Below are 13,784 nucleotides of genomic sequence, written 5' to 3' on the forward strand. Positions count from 1 at the left end.
ATTAAAGAACCAGAAGATGAATCAAACATTACAATTACATAACGCCCTTATATTTCATGCGGAAATTCCCAATTTCTGCACGTCATGTTGCGTGCATGTACATTGGTTCAGCGGATTCATCTAAATTCCCCTTACTCATTCTTACCCCTAACTGCCTGTTGACTTATTTCGTTACTCACAGACAGTATTTCCATCTGATTGTCAATAAGATGTATGTCTTTTTGGGGATTATCTATGCTATTTATGAATTGTTTAACCTAACCAACTAAAATATATTACAATATGTTCTCTATTATATCTACCATGTTTTTGGGAATCGGTATCGGATACGGATTACGTAACTGGAGTATCTTACAAAAGACTGAAAAGACAATTTCTCTTACAATATTCCTGTTACTCTTTATCCTTGGAGTATCCATTGGCTCTAATAGCCTGATTGTGAATAATCTCGGTAAGTTTGGATGGCAGGCGATCATTCTTGCCGTATCCGGCGTATTAGGGAGCTTGTTGGCTGCCCGGCTTGTGTTACAACTATTTTTCAAGAAAGGAGGTAAACAATGAAAGGAAGTCTCATCGTTATCGTATTTTTCTGTGTAGGCTGTATCATGGGAGTTTTTAATAAATTCCAGTTCGACACACATACTGTTTCCATGTATATACTATATGCGTTGATGCTGCAAGTAGGAATCAGCATCGGTTCCAATAAGAACCTGAAAGCGATCATCTCACATTTGCACCCGAAAATGCTGCTGATTCCATTGGGTACCATTACCGGCACATTGTTGTTTTCTGCCTTGGCAAGCATTTTGCTAAGTCAATGGAGTGTATTCGACTGTATGGCAGTAGGAAGCGGATTCGCCTATTATTCGCTGTCTTCCATCCTGATCACTCAGTTCAAGGAACCGACCATCGGAATACAGTTGGCTACAGAGCTGGGTACCATTGCCCTGCTGACTAATATCTTTCGCGAAATGATGGCACTTTTGGGTACACCGCTTATCAAGAAGTATTTCGGGAAACTTGCTCCCATTTCAGCGGCAGGAGTCAACTCAATGGATGTATTATTACCTTCCATCAGCAGATATTCGGGAAAAGAAATGATTCCTATCGCTATTTTGCATGGTATTCTGATCGATATCAGCGTGCCTGTATTCGTTTCTTTCTTCTGTAACTTATAACTCTGTACCCCATCATACCATAATGTCCGAAAAGCATATCTGACCTATCATTCTGTCAGTAGCTTTTCGGACATTATTTTTTTATTAAAATGAGTTTTTTAATGCCCCGCCGTCGCCAATACAAAGCGAATATCAGCGTAAGAAACTTCATCTCCCAATGCAGCTTTAATAGCCACCACTCCCATAAACTCATGGGTTTCCAGATAAGTCCGGACCTTCTTAATCTTGTCCGCTGTCACTACCTGTTCCAATTTTATTTTATCTTCGCGGAGATAATGTTCCAGATGAGCAGCAATCGTTCCTGTCACCAAATCACGGGTTTTGGCTATCTCCTCTATAGTCATCCCTTGGCAGAACATTTCATAACTCACCAGCTTTGAATCTTTCTTCTTCTCTTTCTGCTTCTTCTTATCCTCATGATGCTGCGCGTCCAGCTTTTGTTCACGTACATCCTCTCCGCCCGAAACAGAAGTAAAGATCTCCGGTCGTTCCAGTTTGTTCTCCTTCATATATTTGCGCACAATGCCCAAAATTTCAAGTCCGTACTTCTCCACTCCTTTCGCACCGAAATAAGGTATCGCTTCCAAAGCTACTGGTGTATCCGGCAACAGATTCACAATACCCATCAATGCCTTTTGCTGCATGATCACATAAGCCGGCATATTCACTTCGCGCGTCTTTGCCGTTCTCCATTCCGACAGAGCACGATAAAGTTCCGGATGCAGAATATCCGTCGGAACTTCTATTTTCACCTTTCCTGAATTGCTGCGAGTGCGTTCTTTCCGTTCTTTTTTCTCCTTCGGAGCCTTGGTGGAAGAACCGGAAGAAGCAGTTTCGCCTTCGAGACTCAACATCACTTTCGCTTTCCGTTTCAGATAATCCGTTACCGTAAATTTCTCCGTCCGCATCGCATCCAACAAAGACTCTTTAATCCATAAAGCATCATCCAATGCCTGCAAACGTTCATTCAGTTGTTTCCGCAACTCTTTATTATCAAGAGGCATACTGGTCTTGTCAAACAGCACCCGAACAGGAAGCAATGCTTCACAGAAATAAGCAGCACCGGAATGAATCCTTTGCTGTAGCTCCTCATTTCCGGCATAATTTTCATTCTCGTTAATCAGACGCGTATATTGATTACGAAAGCGATTGGAAACTTCCACCACCTTCTCTTTGAGATGCGGAGCCAGTTCTTTATACTCGGCAAGCAACTTTGGATAAAGTTTATAAAACTCTTCATCCATCATCCGGAGCAACCGCTTATAAGCCTGCTCAAGCGAATAGAAATTAAATAAATCATTCAACAGATCATAGAAATAAGCCTTTTGCATGTCGTTCAACTGCTTGCTCCCCGGTTTATTCTGTTCCACATCTTTTGTGAAATTATCTACAATGCTATCGCTGATTATCGCCTCCCTACGCAAAGGAGTCTCCAACACCATTCCTTCCAGAGTCTTGCAACGGCTCAATGCTACATACGTCTGCCCATGAGCAAAAGAGTTACGAGCATCGATAATCGCCCGCTCAAACGTCAGACCCTGACTCTTATGAATCGTGATAGCCCACGCCAGACGGATGGGATATTGCCGGAACACACCTTCTATTTCTTCCGTGATCTCCTTCGTTTCTTCGTTCAGCACATACTTATAATTCCCCCATTCTTCGGGCAACAACTGAAAGACATCACTACTGTCTTTTCCACGTACGGACATTCCTTTTTCGTCAACACTCATCACTTCGCCTATCATGCCGTTATAGTAACGTTTTTCTGATGAAACGTCATTCTTAAGGAACATGATCTGTGCTCCTTCTTTGACTGTAAGCACTTCATCCGCAGGGTACGAGTACTCAGGAAAATTTCCCTCTATCTCCGCCCGAAAACTATAAGCCCGTCCGGACAGTGATGCCAGTTCACGGTCGTTCACCTGCTGGGCCTGATAGTTATGCGTTGTCAGTCGGATATACCCTTCTTCTTTCCGTGGACGAAAACCGGGCTGATAACGACGATTCAATTCGTTCAACACTTCATCATCTGCTTTATTTTCGCGTATCTTGTTCAGAAGAGAAAGAAAGAAAGTATCACTCTGACGGTAGACTTTCTTTAGTTCAATGGTCATATACACCGTTTCCTTCAGTGCACGGCTGGCAAAAAAATATGGAGTCTCGTAATGATTCTTCAGTAGCTCCCATTCATTGTCTTTTACCACAGGAGCCAACTGTTGCAAGTCGCCGATCATCAGCAACTGCACACCTCCGAAAGGTTTTTCACGGTCACGATAACGACGTAAAGCCGCGTCCACAGCGTCCAGCAAATCTGCACGTACCATACTGATTTCGTCGATAACAAGCAGATCCATGCTGCGGATAATATTCCGTTTCTCTTTGCTGAAACGGTAGTGCATCTTGGCAGAATTGAAAGTCGTTTCCGGCACAAACGGAGCAAAAGACAACTGAAAGAATGAATGAATCGTCACCCCTCCGGCGTTGATAGCTGCGATTCCTGTTGGAGCCAATACGACCATGCGCTTGGGGGTATGTTCTCTCAATCGTTTTAGAAATGTAGTTTTTCCGGTTCCGGCTTTTCCGGTAAGAAACAGATGCGTGCCTGTATTTTCAATGAACTGCCAAGCTAGTTGTAGTTCAGGATTATTTTCCATGTTTCCTCTAATTTTCGGTAAAGGTACTGAATAGATTCCAACCACCGAAATTGAATGTAAGGAAAAGCAATAATCAAGCCGGTATTTTCATCATCATTTCTTTACTCCCGAAATATTTGTATACAAATAAACAAAAAAGGTCCCGGTTTCTTCTCGCTTGAAGTACACCGGGACCGGATCAAATCAGAACACAAAGTCGTGTCACAGTTATATATCGAAATTGTTTTTGTTTCTTAATTCTTGGAAGACTGATATCTCTTGTACCAATCTGTAGATTTTGATCCCCAAGAATCAGCCCAATTCTTGAAATAAGGATATTCCGTATCAATGTTATGCGTCTCCGTCACCGGAATGAAATTCAACATCGGAATATCGATGGCAAACGGATAAGCTCCGTCACGATCAATGTAATAGACATCCTTACTAGAACCTATCAGCGATTTGTCAGCATAAGATGTCGGTGAATATTTAGGCAGATGTACTTCCGTCCGGTTCTGTTGCCCTGCCGCATATTTTACTATAATGTACGGATTATATATCTTCAGATTCTCCTTATTAAAAGTGGCCTTTTCAAAGGTTCTGGTTATCGTACATGTACCCACTTTCCCCTTAACAGCTTGTTTTACACTTGGGAATACAATAATAGAAGACGTTTCGCTCTCCACTTTTATATCCTTATCTGAAGTCACTTTACCAAACTGTCCTCCATCTATCTGATAAGCAAATGCATTATCATACATCGCTCCGTCGTGTGTGGGCGTAAATGTATCCACAATCTTATTTATCATGTTTTCTGTGTTGAAATATATGGCACGATTATATTCTACGACCACGTCGTTCATGTCATAATCTCCCCCGTCAGGCCAAATATCTTCAAAGGCTAAAGTCCCCTTTAAGTTCTCCTGTGCATCCGGCTTTTCTATTGGTTTATCATCACTCGGGATATTGGGTCTGTTCGGATTATCAATAGAACTTTCCGGAGAAGCATCTACATAAAATAGTAGATCACAAAAACTTCTGTTTGCTCCATCTTCCACACCAATAATGGTTTTTCCACTCTTTTCATCTTTTACAGATACGAAACCACCATTAGAATACCCATTAGAAGTTATTAATGGCTTTGTAATGTCAATTTCATTCTCATTTTGATGATACCCATCTGCATATATAAACCATCCTACTGTATATCCTTTCGGAAATTTCTCACTTGGTTTACCATCCTCACCCCAAAAGAGCAGACGTACTTTATCTCCACACTTCAAAATAGATAAAGCTCCATTATATACGGAAAAAGCAACATTTGGAAATACGATATACTTCCTCATATTAGAGTTACTAACTCCATCACTTGTTTTATAATAATAATATCCAAATGAATTATTAAATGAAGCGTCCCTGTCAAGAAAGACCAAATCTAACGTAGTTCCCTCTTGTGTTACATTAATATTAGTGATTTCAGATCCCTTATACAAATAAGCGTTGTCAACAGAACCTCCGGATGGCTTGAAAAAAGAGTTTAAACGTTCTACAAGATTTCCAATCAATTCATTACCCACTTGTTTTTGAGGTGTTACATATCCATTATTAATAGGGTCTGGCTTTCCTGTTTGACTATTATAAATATAGGTGAGATTTCCTCCTTCTCCCCACTTACACAATGAATACAAATTAGCACCGGAATTGATAAGATACGGCACGTTACCTTTCGAAAAGTCATAAGAACGCGTTACCGCTTTAGTATTGGCAGTAGAAGAATCCTTTTTACTCATATCAAAACTAGCCATCCCATCTTTGATATCTAGTTTTACGCATCGGGGCACTCCCCAGCTTGATGTATACAAGTAAACAGTCTCTACAGAAGTCGGAATATTCATTTTCCCTTCATATTTTCCATTTCCATCCGTGAAAATTTTGAATAAAGCTTCAACCCCTTCTTTCTTTACCGGAACATTGTCCACTACTTCCATCGGGTCTTCATCATACACTTCAAGTAGAGCCACAAGTCCGGGGACATCATAGTTTACTGAGAGTTTCACGTCGCCACGTGTTTCAAATCCGAAATACTCGCTAGGGTCCGGAAGAGGTTCTTTTCCATAATTAGGATCGTACAGATCTTTTTCCATACATCCAGCCAACAGCCCACCAATCAATGCTGCCGTAGCAATAGCACCAGAAATGCCGAATAATCGCTTTTGTGTCATAATCTATATATTTGTTTTGTTAGTTATCAAGGCTTGTTTTGTTCCCATCAAAACAATCTCACCTCTCAAATAATTTTCAAATATATAGATTATTTAATTACCAGCCGGACAAAGCTTAAAAACGGAATACCGATTCACAAAATAGTGTTATCGTGCAATCTTTATTTACTGCATAGAACCACCCACGATATCCAATAATTCGTTGGTAATAGCCTGCTGGCGACTCTTATTATATTGCTTCGTCAAATCCTGGATCAATTCGTTCGCATTGTCCGTAGCCACCTGCATCGCCAATGTGCGTGCCGCATGTTCCGAAGCGTTCGAATCCACGGCAGCCGTAAAAAGCTTCTGGCTCAATACCGTTGGGATCAGATTGGTGATCAGTTCCTCTGCAGAAGGTTCGATAATGTAATCATTCGCTATTTCACCTCCTTGTACTTCTTCTTCCTTTTGCTTCTCTTCCTCATCCACGACCCGTGTCAGGTCAATAGGCAGATAAGTTTCGCGAAGCAGAATCTGCACGCCCATTGATTTAAAATGATGATAGATCAGTTCTACCCGGTCTATTTCTCCGGATACGTACATTTCCATCAGGCGATGTGCCAGTTCGGAAGCCTCCTGATACGATGGTTTGTCGGAAAGCGTCGGTGAAGTCTCCTGCGGTTGGAATCCCAGGCGTTTCACTGCTTCATCCACCTTCTTCCCTACCGGGAATATCAGGATATTATCCTGTCCCAGTGTACGAAACTCGCCGACTGTTTGCAGCAGCATCTTAATCACATTTGCATTAAAAGCACCACAGAGCGACGTATTCGAAGAAAAGGCAACGATTGCCACACGCTTCACTTCCCTCGCCTTGATGTAAGGAGATTCAACAGGAAGGTCGGCACTCAGGAAGTTGGTCAGAATCTTGTTGAGCTTCCTTTCATAAGGCAGCATATTTTCAATGGCTCCTTGTGCCTTGTGTAACTTGGCAGAAGCCACCATCTTCATTGCTGAAGTGATTTTTCGGGTACTCTTTACCGAATTTATTCTGGTTTTTACTTCTTTCAGTGAAGCCATAACTATTTAAATTAAGAATTAAGAATGAGTGTGTGTCAAAAGTCAGTCCCAGTTCAGTTACTATTGACTTTTGACACAGCGTCTTCATTTTATAAATATTGTTTGGCAACCATAGCGGCAGTCTCTTCGATAGCCTTGGTCACGTTATCGTCTATCACACCGGTTCTCAGAACGTCCAGCACATCTTCCTGATGATTGAGTTGTAGAGATTCGATGAAACTGCGTTCAAAATCCTGTACGTTTTCCAAGGGAACATCGTGGAGCAGACCGTGCGTGCCGCAATACAGAATAGCAATCTGTTGTTCTACCGGCATCGGACTATACTGAGGCTGAATCAGCAATTGTGCATTCTTACGTCCCTTGTCGATAGTCATCGCCGTAATGGGGTCCATATCACTGCTAAACTTGGAGAAGGCTTCCAGTTCACGATACTGTGCCTGGTCCATCTTCAAGGTTCCGGCCACTTTCTTCATCGCCTTAATCTGAGCGTTACCACCTACACGGGATACAGAAATACCGACATTGATAGCCGGACGGACACCTTGATTAAACAAGTCCGTTTCGAGGAATATCTGTCCGTCGGTAATAGAAATCACGTTCGTCGGGATATATGCCGAAACGTCTCCTGCCTGCGTCTCAATGATAGGCAAAGCCGTGAGTGAACCACCACCTTTCACGATACCTTTCAGGCTCTCCGGAAGGTCGTTCATTTCGCGTGCCACTTCTTCTTCCTTGATGATCTTTGCCGCACGTTCCAACAGACGTGAGTGCAGGTAAAAGATATCACCCGGATACGCCTCACGTCCGGACGGACGACGAAGAATCAATGATACTTCCCGATAAGCAACTGCCTGCTTGGAAAGGTCATCATAAACCACCAGCGCATGACGGCCGGTATCACGGAAATATTCACCGATGGCAGCTCCTGCAAACGGTGCATAATACTGCAACGCTGCCGGATCACCTGCCGTAGCGGCAACGACAATCGTGTAATCCATCGCTCCATACTCACGGAGCGTATTTACGATAGAAGCCACGGTAGAACCTTTCTGACCGATAGCTACATAAATACAGTACACCGGGTCACCTGCCAGAAAGTTATTGCGCTGATTGATAATCGTATCAATCGCAATGGAAGTTTTTCCTGTCTGACGGTCGCCGATAATCAGCTCACGCTGTCCGCGTCCGATAGGAATCATAGCGTCTACAGCTTTCAAGCCCGTCTGTAACGGTTGGTTTACCGGCTGGCGGTAGATAACTCCCGGCGCTTTGCGTTCCAACGGCATTTCATACAGTTCTCCGCCGATCAGCCCTTTTCCGTCGAGCGGTTCGCCCAGCGGGTCGATGACACGTCCCAGCATGCTTTCACCTACACGGATTGAGGCGATACGCTTGGTACGTTTCACTATAAAGCCTTCCTTGATTCTGTCGGTAGGTCCCAGCAGAACGGCACCTACGTTGTCCTCTTCGAGGTTCATCACAATGGCTTTGATGCCGTTGTCAAACTCCAGCAATTCGTTGGCTTCGGCGTTCCGCAATCCGTAGATACGTACCACTCCGTCGCTTACCTGGAGCACCGTACCGATCTCGTCGAGCTGCACGTTGGTATTGATACCTTCGAGCTGCTTGCGCAATATATCGGATACTTCGCTTACTCTTATATTTTCAGACATTATACAATTCTCCTATTCTTATCAATAAACTGTTGTTTCACTCGTTTCAACTGCGTGGCAATGCTTGCATCGAGCCGATAATCATTGATATCGAAGATGAAGCCCCCCTCTATCGAGGGATCAATCACAGTATCCAGTTCCATTTGGGCATGCAGAATATGTGCTGCTGCGGAACGGATCCGGTTTTCTGTCTCCTTGTCCACCGGGACTGCCGTAATCAGTTTGCCTACTCCGATGTGTTTCAGTTTCCGGTAAAGATCGAGATACATCAGGCTGATGAACTGCAAATAGCCTTCGCGCCTGTTTCGCAGAACCAGCGTGATGAAACGGACAAACTCTCTGCTGGATTCACCGTTACCATCGGCAGCCGTACATATCAGCGCCAACTTGTCCTTTACCGACACCACAGGATTATCAAGCACTTCGCGCAGTCCCGGCTGGACACGAAAACTGTGAGACAATGTGAAGAATTCGTTGTAGAGTCTATCCTCCACACCTTTCTCCTGAGCGTATTCGATCATCGCTTTGGCATATCGCATTGAGAGTACTCCGACTTCCATCTTCCTTAGTTCTTATTAGGGGTTAATACTTCATCCAGCATACGGTCGATCATTCCCATCTGGGATTCTTTGTCCTGAAGGTTCTTGCGGAGCACCTTCTCGGCGATATCGACAGAAAGCACAGCTACCTGGCGACGGATGTCGCGGATCGCTTCATCCTTCTCTATCTGGATTTGTTGTTTCACCGCATCCAGTTCTTTCTGTGCGGCTATCTCTGCTTGCTTACGGGCCTCGTGAACAATCTTGTCACGTTCTTCCATTGCCTCCTTCAAGATTCGTCCTTGTTCCTTGTTGGCAGCAGCCACAAGCGCCTCGCCCTCTTCCTTCAAATGAGCTAACTGGGCGTTGGCTTCTCTTGCCACCTCCAAGGACTGGTCGATATAGGTTTTACGGCCTTCCACCATCTTGATGATGATGGGGAAACCGTATTTCGCTAATATCACGAACACAACCCCGAATGCGACAAACATCCAGAACAACAGGCCACTATCAGGTAATAGTAATGACATATCTATTTAATATTACAGGAAGAATACCAGCAGACATACTACTACCGCCAACAGAGCCACACCTTCGATCAAGGCGGCGGCGATAATCATATTCATACGGATGTCACCCGAGGCTTCCGGCTGGCGTGCAATAGCTTCCATAGCCGAACCACCAATCTTACCAATACCCAAACCAGCTCCGATTACTGCAAGACCTGCACCGATAGCTGCACCTAATTTACTTACTCCTACTGCTGCTGCAGTGGCTTGTAACAATACTGATAGTAACATAATTTTCAGTTTTAAAATGGTTTATTTTCTCGTTTATTTATTTGCTCTCTCTTCGCGTTTATTCTGCTTTTACTTTTGCACCTTCCTGCGCCAGTCCGATAAATACGGCCGAAAGCATGGTGAATACATATGCCTGGATGAAAGCTACCAACAGTTCAAGCGCATTCATAAAAATGTTGAACAGTACGGAAGCTACCGTCAGTGTACCGTTGAGCGCAGGTCCCATGCTTGCCGAGATAAAGATCAGGCAAGTCAGTACCAGCATCGCCATGTGTCCCGCCAGCATATTGGCGAAAAGACGGATCATCAAGGCAAACGGTTTCGTAAAGATTCCGAAGAACTCGATGAAAGGCATCATCGGTACAGGCACTTTCAGCCACCAGGGCACATCCGGCCAAAAGATATCTTTCCAGTAATGTTTCGTTCCAAAGATGTTGACTGCAAGGAACGTACAGATTGCAAGCACCATAGTGATGGCAATGTTTCCCGTCACATTCGCACCACCGGGGAAGAACGGAATCAGCCCCATGATGTTATTAATGAAAATGAAGAAAAACGCAGTCAGCAGATACGGTGCAAACTTCCGGTAGTTGGGTCCGACACAACTCTTGATGATATCATCGTTCACCATCATGATAAACATTTCCATGAATCCGATAAAACCACCCGGTGCCAATGCTCCCTGCGGACGCTTCCTGTACCATTGCGCCACACTCAGCACGATAACCAGCAGCAGCACACTGTTGAACAACAAAGCGAATGTCACCTTCGTAATGGAAATATCCCACGGACGAACCTGCTCTCCGGCTGCATTATACTCCACCAGTTTGCCTTCGTACTTACTTCCTTCGGGGGCGACGGAGAGCCCTTCATAAGTGCCTCCATTCTCAGCGAGACGGGAAGAAAGGAACGTATGCCAACCTGTAGTAGAACTATAAACAATGATAGGTAATGGTATAGTAATGTGCGTTTTACCCCACGTCGTAATATGCCATTCGTATGAGTCGCCGATATGCCCGAACACGATCTCCTTCACATCGACCGTATTCTCTTTCTGCTCCTGCGGAGTCACATCTTCCTGTGTCTGCGCGAAGACCGGCAGACCGGCTACCAACATCAGGCAGAGCAGAAATATCGGAGCTACTATGTTACGCAACTGTTTCATTTTTATTCTTATTTTTCTTTTTCCGTTTCAGGTTCACTTCAAAGGAGAAGAAGAACCACGTTTCATATATCAGATACAACAGATAGAACGAGATAAACGTCAGCAAGAAAGCCTTGGCTTCTTCGCGTACTGCCAGACAATAAATCAGCAGCAGAATCAGCGAGAGAATCATTTTTATCATCTTCATTGCCAGATACAGCAGCGACAACTTCTGCGGAGCATGCCGCCGACACGCATCGAACATATAAATACTAAACAAACCGAAGATATAGAAATATACCGGTATAAACGGATATCCTCCGAAATAATGCCCCGGCAAGGCTATGTGTAAAATCACTGCTCCCGCTGCTCCGCTTAGTATAGCAAACAGCGTATTCAGTGCGATAAAATTCCGTTTAGTCTTACTAATGTTCACCATGTCGTTGTGTTTTTCTGCTGTATATTATCCATCTCGTCTTCCTTACGAGACACACACCGAAGCTGTCCCGTCACTCATTTCAACAAAACCACCCTGAATATCCAATGTATGCTCCTCACCGTCCATCGTGGTATAACCCAACGTTCCCGCTTTCAATGACGAGACGATCGGCGCGTGTCCCGGCAGGATAGAAAACGATCCTACCGTTCCCGGCAGTGTGACAATCTTCACTTCTCCGTCGAATACGCTCTTTTCGGGCGATACGATACTTAAATGCAATTCTTTCATCATGGAATGTTGTTTCGATTACTTTTTCGCTTGTTCCAGCAATTTCTTGCCTTTCTCTATCGCTTCTTCAATCGTGCCCACGTTCAGGAAAGCCTGTTCGGGGAGGTTGTCTACCTCACCGTCGAGAATCATTCTGAACCCTTTGATTGTATCCTCGATGCCTACCATCACGCCCGGAACGCCTGTAAACTGTTCGGCAACGGCAAACGGCTGCGAAAGGAAACGCTGCACACGGCGCGCACGGTTCACGACCAGTTTATCTTCTTCCGAAAGTTCCTCCATACCAAGGATGGAGATGATGTCCTGCAATTCCTTGTTGCGCTGCAAAATCTGTTTCACGCGCTGTGCTACGTCATAATGTTCCTGTCCCACGATGTGCGGGTCAAGGATACGGGACGTAGAAGCCAGTGGATCGACAGCCGGATAGATACCCAATTCCGTAATCTTACGGTCGAGCACGGTCGTTGCATCCAGATGGCTGAAGGTTGTTGCCGGAGCAGGGTCCGTCAAGTCATCCGCAGGCACATATACTGCCTGTACGGAGGTGATAGAACCTTTCCGGGTGGAAGTGATACGTTCCTGCATCGCACCCATTTCCGTGGCAAGTGTCGGCTGATAACCAACGGCAGAAGGCATACGTCCCAGCAGAGCCGAGACTTCCGAACCCGCCTGCGTGAAACGGAAAATGTTATCGATAAAAAACAGGATATCGCGTTTCTCACCTTCCTTGCCGGCATCACGGAAAGATTCCGCTACCGTCAGTCCGGACAATGCCACAGAGGCACGTGCGCCCGGAGGCTCGTTCATCTGTCCGAAAATCAAGGATACCTGCGACTTTTCCAGTTCATTATAGTCTACTTTCGAAAGGTCCCAGTCGCCCTTCTCCATACTTTCCTTGAAAGCCTCGCCGTAGCGGATAACGCCCGACTCGATCATTTCACGCAGCAAGTCGTTACCTTCACGGGTACGCTCGCCGACTCCGGCAAATACGGAGAATCCGTTATGTTTCTTGGCAATATTATTGATCAGTTCCTGAATAAGTACGGTCTTTCCTACACCGGCACCGCCAAAGAGTCCGATCTTGCCACCTTTGGCATACGGCTCCAGCAGGTCGATTACTTTGATACCCGTGAAGAGTACCTCCTGCACAGTTGTCAAATCTTCAAACTTTGGGGGATCACGGTGGATGGAATATGCGCCTGTACGGTCGAGACTCTTCATACCGTCGATAGAGTCGCCCACTACGTTCATCAGTCGTCCTTTAATCTGTTCGCCTATCGGCATTGTGATCGGGCCTCCGGTGGGATACACCTTCATGCCTCGCTGAAGTCCGTCAGTGCTGTCCATAGCCACGGTACGAACCGTATTCTCGCCGATGTGTTGCTGAACTTCTACAACCAGTATTTTGCCGTTTGGCCTCTTTATCTCCAGTGCGTCGTGAATGCTTGGCAGCATTAACTCTGCGTCCGTACCTTCAAAGTACACGTCGACCACAGGGCCGATCACCTGTGAGATATGTCCGATAATCTGTGACATAAGCAATCTTTATTTATATTATTCTTTCTTTACCTATCGAATTTTAGTAGCATGACAAGGAACGTTTCGCGTTTTATCTACTTTAATCTACTATAGTAAACAGTTAAATTTAGCTTTTGTTCAATCATGCCCGATTTCTTTTTAACAAAATAGTTAAATAAACAACCGCGCAAATGTAGAAACAAATTAGCATCGTTGTTCTTCCTTTTTCATTATTTGTCGTTCAATAACACTTGTTAGGCCAACAAAGACTACAAACAGACCAAT

General features: G+C 44.6%; 13 protein-coding genes. 2 read left to right on the forward strand and 11 right to left on the reverse strand.

What is annotated here, in order from left to right:
- Nucleotides 1-282: 282 nt before the first annotated feature.
- Nucleotides 283-561 carry a LysO family transporter gene (locus tag KTR07_RS06945; protein ID WP_008765593.1) on the forward strand — a complete coding sequence of 93 codons (279 nt, stop codon included), beginning with the start codon at nucleotides 283-285 and terminating at the stop codon, nucleotides 559-561.
- Nucleotides 558-1,178: a lysine exporter LysO family protein gene (locus tag KTR07_RS06950; RefSeq protein ID WP_008761396.1), complete on the forward strand. Its 621-nt coding sequence runs from the start codon at nucleotides 558-560 to the stop codon at nucleotides 1,176-1,178. Before KTR07_RS06945 ends, KTR07_RS06950 begins: the two co-directional genes overlap by 4 nt.
- 98 nt (nucleotides 1,179-1,276) lie before the next feature.
- Here the strand turns inward: KTR07_RS06950 and KTR07_RS06955 are convergent, their stop codons facing one another.
- The 11 genes from KTR07_RS06955 to atpD form a co-directional block, all read right to left on the reverse strand.
- A complete protein-coding gene (locus tag KTR07_RS06955; RefSeq protein ID WP_062695038.1) occupies nucleotides 1,277-3,835 on the reverse strand; it encodes a helix-turn-helix domain-containing protein in 2,559 nt (852 codons plus the stop codon).
- A gap of 233 nt (nucleotides 3,836-4,068) precedes the next feature.
- Nucleotides 4,069-6,036: an LruC domain-containing protein gene (locus tag KTR07_RS06960; protein ID WP_062695036.1), complete on the reverse strand. Its 1,968-nt coding sequence runs from the start codon at nucleotides 6,034-6,036 to the stop codon at nucleotides 4,069-4,071.
- A gap of 165 nt (nucleotides 6,037-6,201) precedes the next feature.
- Entirely contained in the window at nucleotides 6,202-7,098 is an 897-nt protein-coding gene (locus KTR07_RS06965) for a F0F1 ATP synthase subunit gamma (protein WP_062695034.1), read from the reverse strand.
- 89 nt (nucleotides 7,099-7,187) lie between these two features.
- Nucleotides 7,188-8,771, reverse strand: a complete 1,584-nt coding sequence (atpA, locus tag KTR07_RS06970) for a F0F1 ATP synthase subunit alpha (RefSeq protein WP_008761393.1) — start codon at nucleotides 8,769-8,771, stop codon at nucleotides 7,188-7,190.
- Nucleotides 8,771-9,331, reverse strand: a complete 561-nt coding sequence (locus tag KTR07_RS06975) for a F0F1 ATP synthase subunit delta (protein WP_008761392.1) — start codon at nucleotides 9,329-9,331, stop codon at nucleotides 8,771-8,773. Before KTR07_RS06975 ends, atpA begins: the two co-directional genes overlap by 1 nt.
- A gap of 5 nt (nucleotides 9,332-9,336) precedes the next feature.
- Nucleotides 9,337-9,840 carry a F0F1 ATP synthase subunit B gene (gene atpF / locus KTR07_RS06980; RefSeq protein WP_008761391.1) on the reverse strand — a complete coding sequence of 168 codons (504 nt, stop codon included), beginning with the start codon at nucleotides 9,838-9,840 and terminating at the stop codon, nucleotides 9,337-9,339.
- Nucleotides 9,841-9,852: 12 nt separating this feature from the next.
- Nucleotides 9,853-10,110 carry an ATP synthase F0 subunit C gene (gene atpE, locus KTR07_RS06985; RefSeq protein ID WP_004295758.1) on the reverse strand — a complete coding sequence of 86 codons (258 nt, stop codon included), beginning with the start codon at nucleotides 10,108-10,110 and terminating at the stop codon, nucleotides 9,853-9,855.
- Nucleotides 10,111-10,168: 58 nt separating this feature from the next.
- Nucleotides 10,169-11,275 carry a F0F1 ATP synthase subunit A gene (gene atpB / locus KTR07_RS06990; RefSeq protein ID WP_011107411.1) on the reverse strand — a complete coding sequence of 369 codons (1,107 nt, stop codon included), beginning with the start codon at nucleotides 11,273-11,275 and terminating at the stop codon, nucleotides 10,169-10,171.
- Nucleotides 11,259-11,693: a hypothetical protein gene (locus KTR07_RS06995; protein WP_008765589.1), complete on the reverse strand. Its 435-nt coding sequence runs from the start codon at nucleotides 11,691-11,693 to the stop codon at nucleotides 11,259-11,261. Before KTR07_RS06995 ends, atpB begins: the two co-directional genes overlap by 17 nt.
- A gap of 42 nt (nucleotides 11,694-11,735) precedes the next feature.
- Nucleotides 11,736-11,981 (reverse strand): ATP synthase F1 subunit epsilon, encoded by a 246-nt coding sequence (gene atpC / locus KTR07_RS07000; protein ID WP_011107410.1) that lies wholly within the window; start codon nucleotides 11,979-11,981, stop codon nucleotides 11,736-11,738.
- Nucleotides 11,982-11,999: 18 nt separating this feature from the next.
- Nucleotides 12,000-13,517 (reverse strand): F0F1 ATP synthase subunit beta, encoded by a 1,518-nt coding sequence (gene atpD, locus KTR07_RS07005; RefSeq protein WP_008761388.1) that lies wholly within the window; start codon nucleotides 13,515-13,517, stop codon nucleotides 12,000-12,002.
- Between the last annotated feature and the right edge of the window lie 267 nt (nucleotides 13,518-13,784).

Source organism: Bacteroides sp. MSK.20.82 (assembly GCF_019052485.1).
Classification (GTDB): Bacteria; Bacteroidota; Bacteroidia; order Bacteroidales; family Bacteroidaceae; genus Bacteroides; species Bacteroides thetaiotaomicron.